This is a genomic window from Variovorax sp. AB1(2024) (assembly GCF_037482385.2).
Lineage (GTDB): Bacteria > Pseudomonadota > Gammaproteobacteria > Burkholderiales > Burkholderiaceae_C > Variovorax.
On record NZ_JBBHKP020000001.1, the window covers coordinates 4,627,654 to 4,640,991 of the forward strand.

The 13,338-nt window shown below is 69.4% G+C and carries 13 protein-coding genes; 3 read left to right on the forward strand and 10 right to left on the reverse strand.

Annotation, left to right across the window (positions count from 1 at the left end; translation table 11 throughout):
• The first annotated feature begins 14 nt into the window (after positions 1-14).
• Genes WIX39_RS21585 through WIX39_RS21595 form a run of 3 tightly spaced genes read left to right on the forward strand, consistent with a single transcriptional unit; the run spans position 15 to position 3,819 of the window.
• On the forward strand, positions 15-2,036 hold the full coding sequence (locus WIX39_RS21585) for a transglutaminaseTgpA domain-containing protein (protein ID WP_106933983.1): 2,022 nt from the start codon (positions 15-17) through the stop codon (positions 2,034-2,036).
• Positions 2,037-2,089: 53 nt separating this feature from the next.
• Complete coding sequence (gene mltB, locus WIX39_RS21590; RefSeq protein ID WP_106933982.1) at positions 2,090-3,193, forward strand: lytic murein transglycosylase B; 1,104 nt, start codon at positions 2,090-2,092, stop codon at positions 3,191-3,193.
• Positions 3,194-3,198: 5 nt separating this feature from the next.
• Entirely contained in the window at positions 3,199-3,819 is a 621-nt protein-coding gene (locus WIX39_RS21595) for an HD domain-containing protein (RefSeq protein WP_409195799.1), read from the forward strand.
• A gap of 9 nt (positions 3,820-3,828) precedes the next feature.
• Here WIX39_RS21595 and WIX39_RS21600 read toward each other — a convergent pair whose 3' ends face one another.
• The 10 genes from WIX39_RS21600 to glpD all read right to left on the reverse strand — a co-directional run bounded on the left by WIX39_RS21600 (position 3,829) and on the right by glpD (position 13,248).
• Positions 3,829-4,317 (reverse strand): hypothetical protein, encoded by a 489-nt coding sequence (locus WIX39_RS21600; RefSeq protein WP_409195800.1) that lies wholly within the window; start codon positions 4,315-4,317, stop codon positions 3,829-3,831.
• Complete coding sequence (locus WIX39_RS21605) at positions 4,314-5,384, reverse strand: beta-ketoacyl synthase N-terminal-like domain-containing protein (protein ID WP_409195801.1); 1,071 nt, start codon at positions 5,382-5,384, stop codon at positions 4,314-4,316. The genes WIX39_RS21600 and WIX39_RS21605 overlap by 4 nt, the downstream gene beginning before the upstream one ends.
• Positions 5,381-5,662 carry an acyl carrier protein gene (locus WIX39_RS21610; RefSeq protein ID WP_081267238.1) on the reverse strand — a complete coding sequence of 94 codons (282 nt, stop codon included), beginning with the start codon at positions 5,660-5,662 and terminating at the stop codon, positions 5,381-5,383. The genes WIX39_RS21605 and WIX39_RS21610 overlap by 4 nt, the downstream gene beginning before the upstream one ends.
• Positions 5,659-6,816 (reverse strand): ABC transporter permease, encoded by a 1,158-nt coding sequence (locus WIX39_RS21615; protein ID WP_409195802.1) that lies wholly within the window; start codon positions 6,814-6,816, stop codon positions 5,659-5,661. The genes WIX39_RS21610 and WIX39_RS21615 overlap by 4 nt, the downstream gene beginning before the upstream one ends.
• An 11-nt stretch (positions 6,817-6,827) precedes the next feature.
• Positions 6,828-7,736 carry an ABC transporter ATP-binding protein gene (locus WIX39_RS21620; protein ID WP_409195803.1) on the reverse strand — a complete coding sequence of 303 codons (909 nt, stop codon included), beginning with the start codon at positions 7,734-7,736 and terminating at the stop codon, positions 6,828-6,830.
• A 301-nt stretch (positions 7,737-8,037) separates the two neighbouring features.
• Positions 8,038-9,018 carry a BtrH N-terminal domain-containing protein gene (locus tag WIX39_RS21625; RefSeq protein WP_409195804.1) on the reverse strand — a complete coding sequence of 327 codons (981 nt, stop codon included), beginning with the start codon at positions 9,016-9,018 and terminating at the stop codon, positions 8,038-8,040.
• On the reverse strand, positions 9,015-9,410 hold the full coding sequence (locus WIX39_RS21630; protein WP_106933974.1) for a hypothetical protein: 396 nt from the start codon (positions 9,408-9,410) through the stop codon (positions 9,015-9,017). The genes WIX39_RS21625 and WIX39_RS21630 overlap by 4 nt, the downstream gene beginning before the upstream one ends.
• Positions 9,411-9,412: 2 nt before the next feature.
• A complete protein-coding gene (locus WIX39_RS21635) occupies positions 9,413-10,549 on the reverse strand; it encodes a beta-ketoacyl-ACP synthase III (RefSeq protein ID WP_409195805.1) in 1,137 nt (378 codons plus the stop codon).
• Positions 10,539-11,543, reverse strand: coding sequence for a dialkylrecorsinol condensing enzyme (locus WIX39_RS21640; protein WP_409195806.1), 1,005 nt, complete (start codon positions 11,541-11,543; stop codon positions 10,539-10,541). The genes WIX39_RS21635 and WIX39_RS21640 overlap by 11 nt, the downstream gene beginning before the upstream one ends.
• A 124-nt stretch (positions 11,544-11,667) precedes the next feature.
• A complete protein-coding gene (glpD, locus tag WIX39_RS21645; RefSeq protein WP_409195807.1) occupies positions 11,668-13,248 on the reverse strand; it encodes a glycerol-3-phosphate dehydrogenase in 1,581 nt (526 codons plus the stop codon).
• Positions 13,249-13,338: the final 90 nt, after the last annotated feature.

Here is a 13,338-nt window from a genome sequence, read left to right on the forward strand (position 1 = left end):
GAGGGACCACGACCATGAACAAGCTCATGACGCGGCTGGCCACCCTGCCCCGGGATGCCCGGGACACGCTGTTCCTGCTCGCGGTGATCGCGCTGATCGTGCTGCCGCAGGTCGAGAACATTCCCTGGTGGTGCACCGCCATCACGGCCATGGTGCTGCTGTGGCGCGGGATGCTCGCGGTGCAGGCACGCCCGCTGCCAGGCAGATGGTGGCGCGCCGCGCTGCTGGCGCTCACGCTGGCCGCCACCTTCGCCACGCACCGCACGCTGCTGGGCCGCGACGCGGGCGTCACGCTCATCGTCATCCTGCTGGCGCTGAAGACGCTGGAGCTGCGCGCCCGGCGCGACGCCTTCGTCATCTTCTTCCTGGGCTTCTTCGCGATGCTCACGAACTTCTTCTATTCGCAGTCGCTGCTGACCGCGTTCACCATGCTGCTAGCGCTGCTGGGCCTGCTCACCGCGCTGGTCAACGCGCACATGCCGGTAGGCCGGCCGCCGCTGTGGCAGGCCGCGCGCACCGCCGGCTGGATGGCGCTGGCCGGCGCGCCGATCATGCTAGCGCTGTTCCTGCTGTTCCCGCGCTTCGCGCCGCTGTGGGGCACACCCAGCGACGCCATGGTGGGACGCAGCGGCCTGTCGAACGTCATGCGTGTCGGCACCATCGCCGAACTGGCGCTGGACGACAGCATCGCCGCGCGGGTGCGCTTCGAGACCGGCAAGGTGCCGCCGCAAAGCCAGCTCTACTTCCGCGGCCCGGTGCTCGCGCAGTTCGACGGCCGCGAATGGACCGCGCTGCCGTCATGGGCGCGCGGCACCCAGTGGACGCCGAACCTGCGCGTGAGCGGCGAGCCGGTGCGCTACGAGGTCACGCTCGAGCCCAGCAACCGCCCGCTGCTGCTGACGCTCGATGCCGCGCCGCGCGCGCCCGAGGCTCCGGGCTTCGAGGTGACGGGCACGCCCGACCTGCAATGGCTGGCGAACCGCCCGCTCAACGACCTGGTGCGCTACCGCGCCGAGAGCTACACGCAGTTCCACAGCGGCCCGCTCAAGCGCGCCGGCGGCCAGCTGCAGGCCTACCTGGCGCTGCCGCCCGGCACCAATCCGCGCACCGCAGCACTGGCCGCCGAGATGCGTGCCGACCCCGCGCTGGCCGGTGCCGATACGCCGGCCTTCGTGCAGGCCGCGCTCGCACGGCTGCGCACCGGCGGCTACAGCTACACGCTGGAGCCAGGCGTGTACGGCGACAACACCGCCGACGAGTTCTGGTTCGACCGCAAGGAAGGCTTCTGCGAACACATCGCCTCGGCCTTCGTGGTGCTGATGCGCAACCTGGGCGTGCCGTCGCGCATCGTCACCGGCTACCAGGGCGGCGACCTCAACACGGTCGACAACTACTGGATCATTCGCCAGAGCGACGCGCATGCCTGGGCCGAGGTCTGGCAGGAAGGCACGGGCTGGGTGCGCGTCGATCCCACGGGTTCCGTCGCGCCGGGCCGCATCGGCCAGTTCCAGCGGCTGGTGCCGCAGCCGGGGCTGTTCGCGGGCGCCATCGGCGCGATGAGCCCCACGCTCGCGCAGAACATCCGCGCCGCCTGGGAGGCGGTGAACAACGGCTGGAACCAGTGGGTGCTCAACTACACGCAGAGCCGCCAGCTGAACCTGCTGAAGAACATCGGCTTCGAGGCGCCGAGCCTGGAAGACCTGGCCTATGTGCTGCTCTATCTGCTGGTGGGCGCGAGCCTTGCCGGCGCCGCCTGGACGCTGTGGGAGCGCAGCCGCCACGACCCGTGGCTGCGCCTGCTGGGCCAGGCCCGCGCGCGGCTCGCCAGGGCCGGCCTGCAGCTGCCCGACACCGCGCCGCCGCGCCAGATGGCCCAGGCCGCCGACGCGCGCTTCGGCCCGTCTGCGCAGGCGGTGCGCGACTGGCTGCTGAAGCTGGAGGCACAACGCTACGCACCGGCCACGCCGGATTCCCTTTCCTCCCTGCGCGCCGAATTCCGACGCCTCGCCTGGCCCGCCGCGAACCCGCGCGGCTGAAACCACATGTGTCCCCGAAAGGGGTCCGTGCGGGCGGGCGGCACAATCGACCCATGCGATTCTTTCTCCCCAAGCCGTCCCGCGCCGCCGCGGCAGCCGCTCTTCTCGCCGCCTGCTGCGCATGGTCCACGGGGGCTGCAGCACAGAAGTCCTCCAGCGGCCGTGCCGCCGCCGCGGTCAATCCGGTGCGCGGCAGCACGCCCTACGCCACGCGCGACGACGCCATGCAGTTCGCCGACGAAGTGGCGGCCCGCCGGGGCCTGGACCGCGAATGGGTTCGCGCCACCATCGGCAGCGCGCGCTTCCTGCCCAACGTGCCGCGGCTCATGCTGCCGGGCCCGGTGGGCACCGTGAAGAACTGGCAGACCTATCGCAGCCGCTTCATCGACCCGGTGCGCATCGCGGCCGGCGTGCGCTTCTGGCGCGCCAATGCCGACACGCTGGCGCGCGCCCAGCAGGTGTACGGCGTGCCGCCGGAAATCATCGTCGGCATCATCGGCGTGGAAACCATCTACGGGCGCAACATGGGCAGCTTCCGCGTGATCGACGCGCTGGCCACGCTGTCCTTCGATTTTCCCCAGGGACACCCGCGAGCGGCCGAGCGCGAGGCCTTCTTCCGCGGCGAGCTCGAGAGCTTCCTGAGCACCGAGAGCCGCACCGCCGACGACCCGCTCACCCCGCTGGGCAGCTACGCCGGCGCCATGGGCATGCCGCAGTTCATGCCCAGCAGCATCGCCAAGTACGCGGTCGATTTCGACGGCGACGGCCGCATCGACCTCGTCAACAACCCGGCCGACGTGATCGGCTCCGTGGCCAGCTACTTCAAGGCCTTCGGCTGGCAGCCGGGCATGCCCGCCATCTTTCCGGTGCACTTCGAGGAAGCGCGGCTGCAGAAGGCGCTGCTGCTGGCGCCCGACATCCTGCCGACATTCAGCGCCGACAGCTTCGTGGCCGCGGGCGCGGTGCCCGAGGGCGACGGCATCCGCCACAAGGGCCTGCTCGCGCTGGTCGAGCTGCAGAACGGCGCCGACGCACCGCCCACCTACGTGGCCGGCACGCGCAACTTCTATGTGATCACGCGCTACAACTGGAGCAGCTACTACGCCATGTCCGTGCTCGACCTCGGGCAAGAGGTCAAGGCCGCGATGGAGCAATAGGCACCATGTCGCCCGAGGCACTGCGAGCGAACTGGAACGCGGCCTGGCATGCGCTGGGCGTGACGGCGCCCGACGAGGCGCTGTGCGCCGAGCTGCAGCGGCGCTACGCCGAACCCCAGCGCCACTATCACACGATGCAGCACCTGGGCGAATGCCTCGCCTGGTTCGAGCGCGAACAGGCGCTGGCAGAACACCCCGCGGAAGTTGCGCTCGCGCTGTGGTTCCACGACGCGATCTACGACGTGCATGCACACGACAACGAAGCACGCAGCGCCGACTGGGCGCGGCTGGCCTTGCTGGCTGCTGGCGTCGACGCGGAAGCGGCCGAACGCGTCCACGCGCTCGTCATGGCCACGCGCCACGACGCGGTGCCCGAAGGCCGCGACGCCGAACTGCTGATCGACATCGACCTGTCGATCCTCGGCGCAGCGCGCGAGCGCTTCGACGAATACGAGCGCCAGGTGCACGCCGAATACGGCTTCGTGCCCGAAGAGGTGCGCCTGCCGCGCCGGCGCGCCATCCTGCAGCGCTTTCTCGACCGCAAGGCCATCTACGCCACGCCGCGCATGCATGCGCAGCTCGAGGCGCAGGCACGCATCAACCTGCAGCGCTCGATCTCGGGCTGACCCGCGGCCTCAGGACGGCACCAGCCGCCACCATTCGGTACGCGGCGGCTCGCCGGCGTGCGCCTCTTCGACGGTGCCCAACAGCAGGCCGCCCCTTGACGCGCCCAGCTTCGACAACGCCAGCAGGCGCTGCGGATCGCGGCACAGCATGAAGCTCGCATCGCCTTGCCATTCCAGGCACCGCCCCACCTCGGCCAGCATCAGCGCGGGCTGGCTCTGCATGAAGGTGAAAGGCATCGGCATGCCCGTGTCTAGCTGCGAAAGCCCCGCCAGCGTGGCTTCCCGTGCGCCGCGCAGGCTGGCCACGCGCAGGCGGGCATCGTCAGGCAGCGCGCTCTCGCCGGCCGCGTCCAGGCAGCAGCGCGCGCCGTACATCGCAAGCTCCGTCCACAAGCCGACGCGGCGCGGTCGGCGGCCGATGCGCCGCGCGAGGTCGTCGCGCCACTCCTGCGCCGGCGGATGCGCGACGAAGTGCGCAGCGGTGCGCCAAGCCGTCATGCCGAGCAGTCCTTCAGCACCAGCGAGGCATGACCGCCGCCGAAGCCCACCAGATTGAGCAGCATGTGGCGCAGCCTCCGCGGCGCCTGCGCGCACAGCGAGATGCCGAGCGTTTTGTCGAGCGGATAGTCCACCAGCGGCCACGCACCGCCTTCGATGCAACCCACCAGCAGCGCCAGTTCGGCCGCTCCCGCGGCGCCCAGCGTGTGGCCGATCACCGACTTGAACGACACCAGCGGCGGCAGCGGATCGAACACCTGCTTGAGCGCCTCCACCTCGATCGCGTCGTTGACCGGGCTGCCGGCGGCCTGCACCTTGACGAGGTCGATGTCGACCGGCCGCAGCCCGCTCTGCGCCAGCGCGCCGTGGCACATCGCAAGCACCGCGCTGGCTTCGGTGCCAGAGGGGTTGCGCCCGTCGACCACGTTGGCGCCGCCCATGAGCTGCCAGCGCGCGGCGCGCGACTGCAGCCGCAGCGCAGCCACCGCCTCGCCGAGCACCAGCCCCTTGCGTCCGGCGCCGAAGGGCCTTGCGCGATCGGGCGCCAGCAGTTGCATCGCGCCGAAGCCGGCGACGGTGAAGCGGTTGTCCAGTTCGGCGCCGATCACCAGCGCTTCTTGCGCCTCGCCGCCGCGGATCATGTCGCAGGCCGTCAGCACCGCGTTCAGCGACGATGTGCAGGCGGTCGACACGGTGAACACCGGTCCTTGCCAGTCCAGCGCGCCGGCCACGATGTCGGCGAAGTCCTGCAGATCGCCGCCGAGCCGCCGGGACTGTTCCATGTGTTCCATGAACCCGATGTCGAGCGACGACGATGCCACGAACAGCGGCGCGGTGCGCTCGCCCCAGTCGCCGGTCTTCGCGGCCACGTTGCGCACGATGCGGCGCAGGCGCTCGGTCCAGTCGCCCTCCGATGGCGGCAGCGCATGCACGGGCCAGCGCACGTCATCGGCAATGGCCACGGGCACCGGCGGCACACCGCCGCGCCGCAAGGAAGCGAGTGCGCGCGGCATGTCTTCCCCCAGCGCGCAGGCCAGCCCGACGCCGGCCAGGAAGACCTGGCTCATGCCTTGCCCGCTTGCGCGAGATGCTGCGCCAGATGCGCGATGGACGTGAGCGCCCGGCGCGTCTCCTTGCTGTCGGGCATGCGCACGCCGAAGCGCTGCTGGATCGCCATCGACACCTGCAGCGCATCGAGCGAGTCGAGGTCGAGCCGCGCCTCGGGGCCGAACAGCGGCTCGTCGTCGCCGAGGCCGCCGGGGGGCGCCGTTTTCTCGACGGCTTCGAGCACCATGGCCTTGAGGCTGGCGATGAATTCAGGGGTGACGGTGCCAAGGGTGCTCATGGTGCGCGCCTGCGAAACGGAAATACGGCGATGAGGAACATCAGCGCCGCAAACACGGCCAGCCGGCCGATCTGCGGCAGCGCGTCGGCCACGCCGCCCCCGCGCAGCAGCACGGTGAGCAGGGCCTCGAGCCCCCAGTTCATCGGCGAGATCTCGACCAGCCGCTGCATGAAGCCCGGCATCACGAACTTGGGCACCATGATGCCGCCGGCAGCCGCCATCAGCACGTTGACCATCGGCCCGATGGTGGCCGCCTGTGCATGGCTGCGCACCAGGCAGGCCAGCGCGAGAGACAAGCTGACCGCCGCCAGGCTCACCGCCGCGAGCGACAGCACCAGCGCGCCCCAGTGGATGCCGGCAAGCGACATCGCGTCGCCGCCGATCAGCGGCATGAACCAGATGCCGGCCGCGAGCATCAGCACCGTCTGCAGCGCATTCACGCCAAGGTAGGGCAAGGCCTTGGACGCCAGCAGCGTGAAGCGCGAGACGCCCAGGCTCTGCAGCCGGCCGAGCGCGCCCGAACTGCGCTCCTGCACGAACAGGCTGGACAGCGACGCGACCACGAAGAACATGCCGAAGACCAGCCATGCGGGCACGTTCTGCTGCACCGAGGTCGGGCGCGGCCCGGCGGCGGAGAAGCGCTGGGCGTGCACCATCGCCTGGATCGACGCATCGGGCGCGGGGCTGGCCGTGCCGGGCACCGCCAGCGCGAGCCGTGCCTTGAGCTCGCCCGACGCACCGACCAGCTCGGCACGCAGCGCATTGAACAGGTTGGCGTCGATGCCGGGCTCGGTCAGCAGGTGGATGCGCGCCTGGGTCGACAGCGCGGCCGATTCCAGCTCTTGAGAGAGCCCCGGCTCCATCACGATCACGTACTTGAGCGAGCCGTTGCGCAGCCGCGCCTGCCAGTCGTCGCCCAGCGGCTGCGGCGTGCCGTGGTTGCGCTGCCAGAGCTGCTTGAGCCACTGCGCCGGCGTGGCGGTGTCGCGCATGTCGATGGCATAGACCAGCTCGGCGAGCGGCGGGCGGTAGATGTCTTTCAGCGTGAGCGACATCAGCACGATGAAGACCATCGGCATCACGAACAGCGCGGCCAGCCCGTGCATGTCGCGCACGAGGGCGAGCAGTTCTTTCCTGATGAGCGCGAGTAGCATGGGAACGTCGGTCAGTCGCGCAGCGAGCGATGGGTGAGCGCCATGAACAGCTGCTCCAGGTCATGGCGGCCGAACTCCGCGTGACGCACCTCGATGCCCTGCGCCTCCAGCGCTGCCAGCACGGGACCGGGGCCGATGCCTCTGTCCAGGTGGATGCGCCAGTGCACGCCGCCCTCTTCCACGGTGCCGAAGCGCGAGAGCATGCCCGCGTCGAGCCCGTCGGCCGCGAGCGTGAGCAGCATCGCGCTCTTCGAGAGCAGGTCGTCGAGCGCGCCTTCGCGCAGCACATGGCCGCGGTCGAGGATGACGACGCGATCGGCGATCGCCTCGATCTCTTCCATGTAGTGCGAGGCGTAGATCACCGCCGCGCCCTGCTGCGCAAGGCTCTTGATGGCGTCGAGGATGAAGGCGCGCGACTGCGGGTCGACGCCGACGGTGGGCTCGTCGAAGAGCATCAGCTCGGGCTCGGGCAGCAACGCAATGGCGAGGTTGAGGCGCCGCTTGAGGCCACCGGAGAGTCTTTCAGCGCGCACGCCAGAGAACTGTTCGAGTTGCGCAAACTCCGTGCAGGCGGCGATGCGCTCCTTCTTCTTCGCGCCAGACAGGCCACCCGCCGCCGCGAAGCATGCGAGGTTCTCGGCCACGGTCAGCATGGGATAGAACGCATGCTCCTGCGGCGCGACGGCAATCCTTGTTGGGGTCTTTGCACGCACCTGCTGCAGCGGTTGACCGTCGATCCGGATCTCGCCCGACTGGACGGCCAGCGCGCCCGACAGGTGCGAGATGAGCGTGGTCTTGCCTGCGCCGTTCGGGCCCAGAAGACCGAGCACGCAAGCTCTCGGCACTGCGAGCGATACGTCGGCCAGTGCGGCCGCGTCGGCATGCGGATACCGGTAGCTGAGGCTCTTCAGCTCTAGCATCGGTTTGCCATCTGCGTGTTGTTCGGGGCATGTGCACAGGCCATCGGGTACTCCCCTCCGCGAATGTCCCCCGGCCTGCGGCCTCCTCCTTTATTTCGCTGCGGGGAGCACCCGACGCCCTGTGCACGATGGACGCGGCTGTCGTGCTGGCTGATCAACGACGGCTCTGAACGATCACGTCGATGGGGTGCCTTGCGCAGCGAAATAAAGTAGGAGGCCGCAGGCCGGGGGATATTCGCGGAGCAAGGTACCCCGTCGACGTGATCGCCCCCCGAACGACTTGAAACCAGACAAAGAATCATCAGGCGACGGCAGCCTTGAGATCGCGGAAGAAGCTTTCTTCCTGCTGAGCCTGTTCACGCAGCTTCGCAGCAAGCGCTGCGGGGTCCACCGCCTCGCGCCCCTTCACCATCCGCGCCGCCTTGAGTGCGAACGCACGCCAACCGTCGCCGATCGCGATCAGCCGCTCCGACATCTGCTGCAGTTGCGGCTTGTCGAGCAGGTGCGCGGCCTCTTGCAGGAAGCCCGCGTAGATGAAGCGGAAGCCCGCCCCGCCGGTGCCGATTTCTTCCTGCATGCGCACCACGTGGCCGATGAAGTCGACGCTGCGCGGGTCGGTCGGCGACAGCGCCTGCATGCGCCTGGCCAGCGTGCGCATGCCGCGCACGCCGACGATGGGAATCGGGGCGAGCATGTTGCGCACCGTCTTGCGGATGGCCTTGACGACGCTGGCCGCGTCGACCGCCTTGCGGTCGATGGCCTGCGGGTAGTACATGAGCCCCTTGGGCGCGAGCACGCCCTTGGCGAAGCGTGCGCGGGCCAGGTCGCCGCTGGCGCAGCGCACGGGCTCCTCGAACACGGGGTCGCTGATCAGGTAGTCGTCGCCGTCCTTGCCGTAGACCAGCAGGTTGTGCGCGTTGAAGTGAAAGCGCATGTTCGGCGGGAAGTACGGCAGCCAGTACACCGAGGTCTGCAGCCCCACCAGCTGGCCGTCGGCCAGCAAGGCGTCGAGCCGCTGCTGGCCGGCCTCGGGGCTGCGGAAGGTCTCGAAGCGAAAGCGCGCGGCCATCGGCGCCAGCAGGCCCTTGATGATGGCCTTGGGCGGCATGCGGTACGAAATGAGCGGCAGGCCCGACAGCTTGATGAACGGCAGGTACGCGAACGACAGCGCCGATGAAAGCCCCAGCGCCATGCTCTCGCTCATCGGCGCGCCGTGGTGGCGCATCAGGCTGGAGATGACGCCGCTCTCGCAGTGCGCCGCCTGTTGGTGTTGGAACTTCACGGCAAGCCTTGCAGGGTGGAAACGGGCAGCCCCAGCGCTTCGCTGTAGCGTGCGAGTTGCGCTTCGGACAGCGCGGCGAAATGGCGCGGCTGCAGGTGGCGCCGCACGCGCCACTGCCAGAAGCCGCTGGTCTGAGAGAGCAGCGCCACGTCCATGCGGCGCTCGTACATCCAGTATTCGAGCGGCGAGGCCTGGCCCGCCTTCACGCGTTCCCTTGCGGCCTGCGCCTGTTCGACGAGCACGTCGACGGCGTGGCTGGTGACGATCTCTTCGGCCTCCCAGCCGCGCGAGGTGGCGGTGACGACGCGGCCCTGCGCGTCGCGCGCGTACATCAGCTTGGAATGGCCATCGAGGGTCGCATTGCCCTCCTGAGGTACCGCGTCGAGATCCATGGCTACACCGCCTCCATGTAGATGAAGCCGCTGGAGAAGCGGCCGCTTTCGGGCACGAACATCAAGAGCTTCTGCCCGGGCTTGATGCGGCCCGAGCGGAACAGCTCGTCGAGCATGATGTAAGGCGACGCCGAGCCCGTGTTGCCCTTGCTCGCGAGGTTGCTGAACCAGCGCTCGCGCGGAATGTGCAGGCCCAGCGACTCGAGGCACCGGCTCACCGGTTCGACGAAATAGTGCGATGACAGATGCGGCAGGAACCAGTCGATGTCCGCCGACTTCAGCCCGCGCCGCTCGATGATGGCCGCGAGCGGCTCGCCCAGCGTGGCGCGCACGATGTTGTCGTTGAGCAGGCGCACGTCCTGCTTGACGGCGAAGGTCGACTCGCGTTGCCAGTCTTCGGGCGACTTGCGGGCCCAGCCGTCGAGGCCGCCTTCGGCGTTTTTCTCGGCGCCTGCGTACATGCACACCGGCAGTTCGTGCGCGGCCGACGACAGGTCGATCCAGTCGATGCGCAGCGACAGCGGCCCGCGCGGCTCGCGCTCCAGCAGCACCGCTCCGGCGCCGTCGGACAGCATCCAGCGCAGGAAGTCTTTCTCGAAGGCCAGCTCGGGCCGAGCCTCTAGCGCTTCGAGCTTGTGCTCCAGCTCGGCCTCGAAGCGAGAACCGCGCATCACGGCCGAGGCCAGCTCCGAGCCGGTGGCCACCGCGCGCCGCGCGTCGCCCGCGCGCACCGACAGCCACGCATGCTTCAGCGCCGTGGCGCCGGCAAGGCAGATGCCCGCGCAGGCCACCACTTCGAGGCGCGGCCAGCCGAGTTCGCCGTGCACCATCACCGCATGGTTGGGCATCAGCTGGTCGGGCAGCGAGGTGCCGGTGGCAAGGCAGTCGACGGGCCCCACGTCGTCGCCCAGCGCGCGGATGGCCGAGGCGGTGAGCTGCGCGTTGGTCATGGCCAGTTCGCCGGTGGCGCGGTCGATGGCGTAGTGGCGCGACTGGATGCCGTTGCTGCGAAGAATGAGCCGCCGCGCGCGCGAAGCCTTGCCGCCGATGCGGCCGAGCACGTCTTCGATGTCGTCGTTGCCGACCGGGGAAAAGGGCAGGAAGGCGGCGGTACGGGTCAGGAAGACATCAGTCGTCATAGAGATGGGAGCGGTCCGTGGCGGAGCCCGACGGGCACTCGAACTGGGCGGTCATTCTAGTCAGCCACCCCCGGAACAAAGGCCGCAGCAGCGCCTGGAGCGTGAGGCTCACGGGCACTACCGTGATGATCAGTACCAGCAGGAACAGCACGTACAGCAGCAGCAGCGGCTTGCGCTGCCATGCGCCGGGGCGGCCGGCCGCCATGATGAGCTTGCCCCACAGGTAGAAGCTGCGGGTGCCGGCCTTCTCGCTGACGAGCAGCCGGGCATCGGCGCGCACCGCGCCCAGGCCGGCCAGCAGCGGCTGCGTGCCGCGTTCGAGGCCGGCGTGCAGCGCATCGCGAAGCGCGCGGCCGAAGCGGCCGCTGCCGCGGATCTGTTCGGCGCTGAGCCCCGCGTCGGGCATGCCCCAGAAGCCGCGCTTGCGGCCCCAGATCAGCCAGGCCGGCGTGGTGAAGAAGGTGGCGAGCGTGGGGCCGGGATCGGTCAGCACCACGTTGTCGATCAGGCGCGCGCCCACGTCGTCCAGCATGCCCTTGAGCTTCTCGTGCGCCAGCAGCCACATGTTGCGGCACGCGATGACCGTGACCACCGGCTTCCTCTCGAGCAGGCGCGCGGCCACCGGATGCTTGAGGAACGCCGCGACCGGCTGCGAAGGTGCCAGGAACCACACCTGGTAAGGCAGCACGATGAGGTCGAAGTCTTCATCGCCGCCGAGCGACAGCGGCGCCAGCGGCCGCGGCTTCATGTGGGCCGACTCCGGGAAGGCGTCGAAGAAGGTCAGGAAGGGCCAGGGAAAGGGAAACGGCCGCAGCGGCCGCAACACTTCTTCATGCACCTGGATCGACGGGTCGGCGCGCAGCGGCGCCACGATCTGCTCGGCCACCTGGTCGAGCTGGCCGGACTGCGAATAGCGGAGAACCAGGACCCGCTTGGGGACGTTGTTGCGAGGCGCGGCGACGGGGCTGGAGAGACTGGAAAGGCTGGAGATCACTGGCGGTGGCTTTCGGGGGCCGTCGAATGTACGCGAAGCAAGCGCCAAAAGCATCTGCCATCAGTCATGTCTACGACTGCCGATGGTTGGGGTGGCCAGCCCTCCGCCAGGCCTGCGCCGGGCCTCAGCCGCGCCTGGAATTGGCCTGCAGCCAGCGCGCGACCTGTTCGCGCTGCGCGGGCGTGTAGTGCAGCCCCAGCTTGGACCTGCGCCAGAGCACGTCGTCGGCGGTCACGGCCCACTCGTTGTCCTGCAGGAAACGCAGTTCGCGCTCGAACAGGCCGGGCGCCACTTCGGCGCCCAGGCCGGCGAAGGATTTCGCATCGCCCAGCACGTCGGCGATGCGCGCGCCGTAAGCCCGCGCCAGCCGCCGCGCGAGCTGGCCGTAGAGCCAGGGGTGCTTTGCCTGCACGGCAGACACGAAGCGCTCGAAGTCGTCGTCGGGACGCTTAGCGGTGCCGATCCAGCCCGACAGGTCGCCGCCCGCTAGGAAGGCGCCGTCGGTCCAGGCCGGGCGCTGCGCGCTCGACTGGCCCAGCATCTTGCCGACCTCGTCGGCCGCGTCCTCGGCCAGCTTGCGGAAGGTGGTGATCTTGCCGCCCCACACCGACAGCAGCGGCGCGGCGGTGGTGTTCGACTCGAGCAGGTAGTCGCGCGTGACGGCGGACGGATCGCCCGACGCGTCGTCCAGCAGCGGGCGTACGCCGGAATAGGTCCACACCACGTCGCTCGGCACGATGGGCTTGTCGAAGTAGCGGCTGGCCTGGGTGCAGAGGTAGTCGATCTCTTCCTGCGCGATGCGCGCCGCGCCGGGGTCGTCGCCGGTCAGTTCGATGTCGGTGGTGCCGATCAGCGTGAACTCGTCCTGGTAGGGAATGGCGAAGATGATCCGCTTGTCGGGGTTCTGGAAGATGTAGGCATGGTCGTGCTCGAACAGGCGCGGCACCACGATGTGGCTGCCCTTGACGAGCCGCAGGCTCTTGGTGGCGAGTGCCTCGCCCTTGGCCGACTGCGCCACACCGCGCAGGAAGGACTCGGCCCACGGCCCTGCCGCGTTGACCACGGCGCGCGCGCGCAGCGTGCGCCTGTTGCCGTCGGCGCCTTCCAGCGTGGCGGTCCAGCCGTCGGCGTCGCGCTGGGCGTGCACGCAGCGCGTGCGGGTCAGCACCTCGGCGCCGCGCGCCCGCGCGTCCAGCGCGTTGAGCACCACGAGCCGCGCATCGTCGACCCAGCCGTCGGAATAGACGAAGCCGCGCTTGTACTGCTCCTTCAGCGGCTTGCCGGCGGCATGCCGGCGCAGGTCGACGCTGCGCGAGCCCGGCAGCACCTCGCGCCTGGCGAGGTGGTCGTACATGAACAGGCCGATGCGGATCATCCAGGCCGGGCGCATCGACGGGTCGTGCGGCATCACGAAGCGAAGCGGCCACATGATGTGGGGCGCGCTCTTGAGCAGCACTTCGCGCTCCTGCAGCGCCTTGCGCACCAGCGAGAACTCGTAGTACTCGAGGTAGCGCAACCCGCCGTGGATCAGCTTGGTCGAGGAAGAAGAGGTGTGCGAGGCAAGGTCGTCTTTTTCGCAGAGCACCACGCGCCAGCCGCGGCCGGCCAGGTCGCGTGCGATGCCGCAGCCGTTGATGCCGCCGCCGACAATGAGAACGTCGCAATCGGTGGCGGGCGCAGGCGGATTCGAGGAAAAATCGCTCACAGCAGATGGATCCGTTGGTTCATGGCTTGGGTTTGCTGACGGAAGCCATTGTATTTTCGAATTCTTTCAATTTCATTCCTTTGAGCGCGA

Bases quoted from the DNA above. Each gene is read 5' to 3' on its own strand.
- WIX39_RS21620 (WP_409195803.1), bottom strand. From the start codon at position 7,736: ATGCTAGAGCTGAAGAGCCTCAGCTACCGGTATCCGCATGCCGACGCG.
- WIX39_RS21615 (WP_409195802.1), bottom strand. From the start codon at position 6,816: ATGCTACTCGCGCTCATCAGGAAAGAACTGCTCGCCCTCGTGCGCGAC.
- WIX39_RS21635 (WP_409195805.1), bottom strand. From the start codon at position 10,549: ATGACGACTGATGTCTTCCTGACCCGTACCGCCGCCTTCCTGCCCTTT.
- WIX39_RS21605 (WP_409195801.1), bottom strand. From the start codon at position 5,384: ATGAGCCAGGTCTTCCTGGCCGGCGTCGGGCTGGCCTGCGCGCTGGGG.
- WIX39_RS21610 (WP_081267238.1), bottom strand. From the start codon at position 5,662: ATGAGCACCCTTGGCACCGTCACCCCTGAATTCATCGCCAGCCTCAAG.
- WIX39_RS21630 (WP_106933974.1), bottom strand. From the start codon at position 9,410: ATGGATCTCGACGCGGTACCTCAGGAGGGCAATGCGACCCTCGATGGC.
- WIX39_RS21585 (WP_106933983.1), top strand. From the start codon at position 15: ATGAACAAGCTCATGACGCGGCTGGCCACCCTGCCCCGGGATGCCCGG.
- WIX39_RS21600 (WP_409195800.1), bottom strand. From the start codon at position 4,317: ATGACGGCTTGGCGCACCGCTGCGCACTTCGTCGCGCATCCGCCGGCG.
- mltB (WP_106933982.1), top strand. From the start codon at position 2,090: ATGCGATTCTTTCTCCCCAAGCCGTCCCGCGCCGCCGCGGCAGCCGCT.
- WIX39_RS21595 (WP_409195799.1), top strand. From the start codon at position 3,199: ATGTCGCCCGAGGCACTGCGAGCGAACTGGAACGCGGCCTGGCATGCG.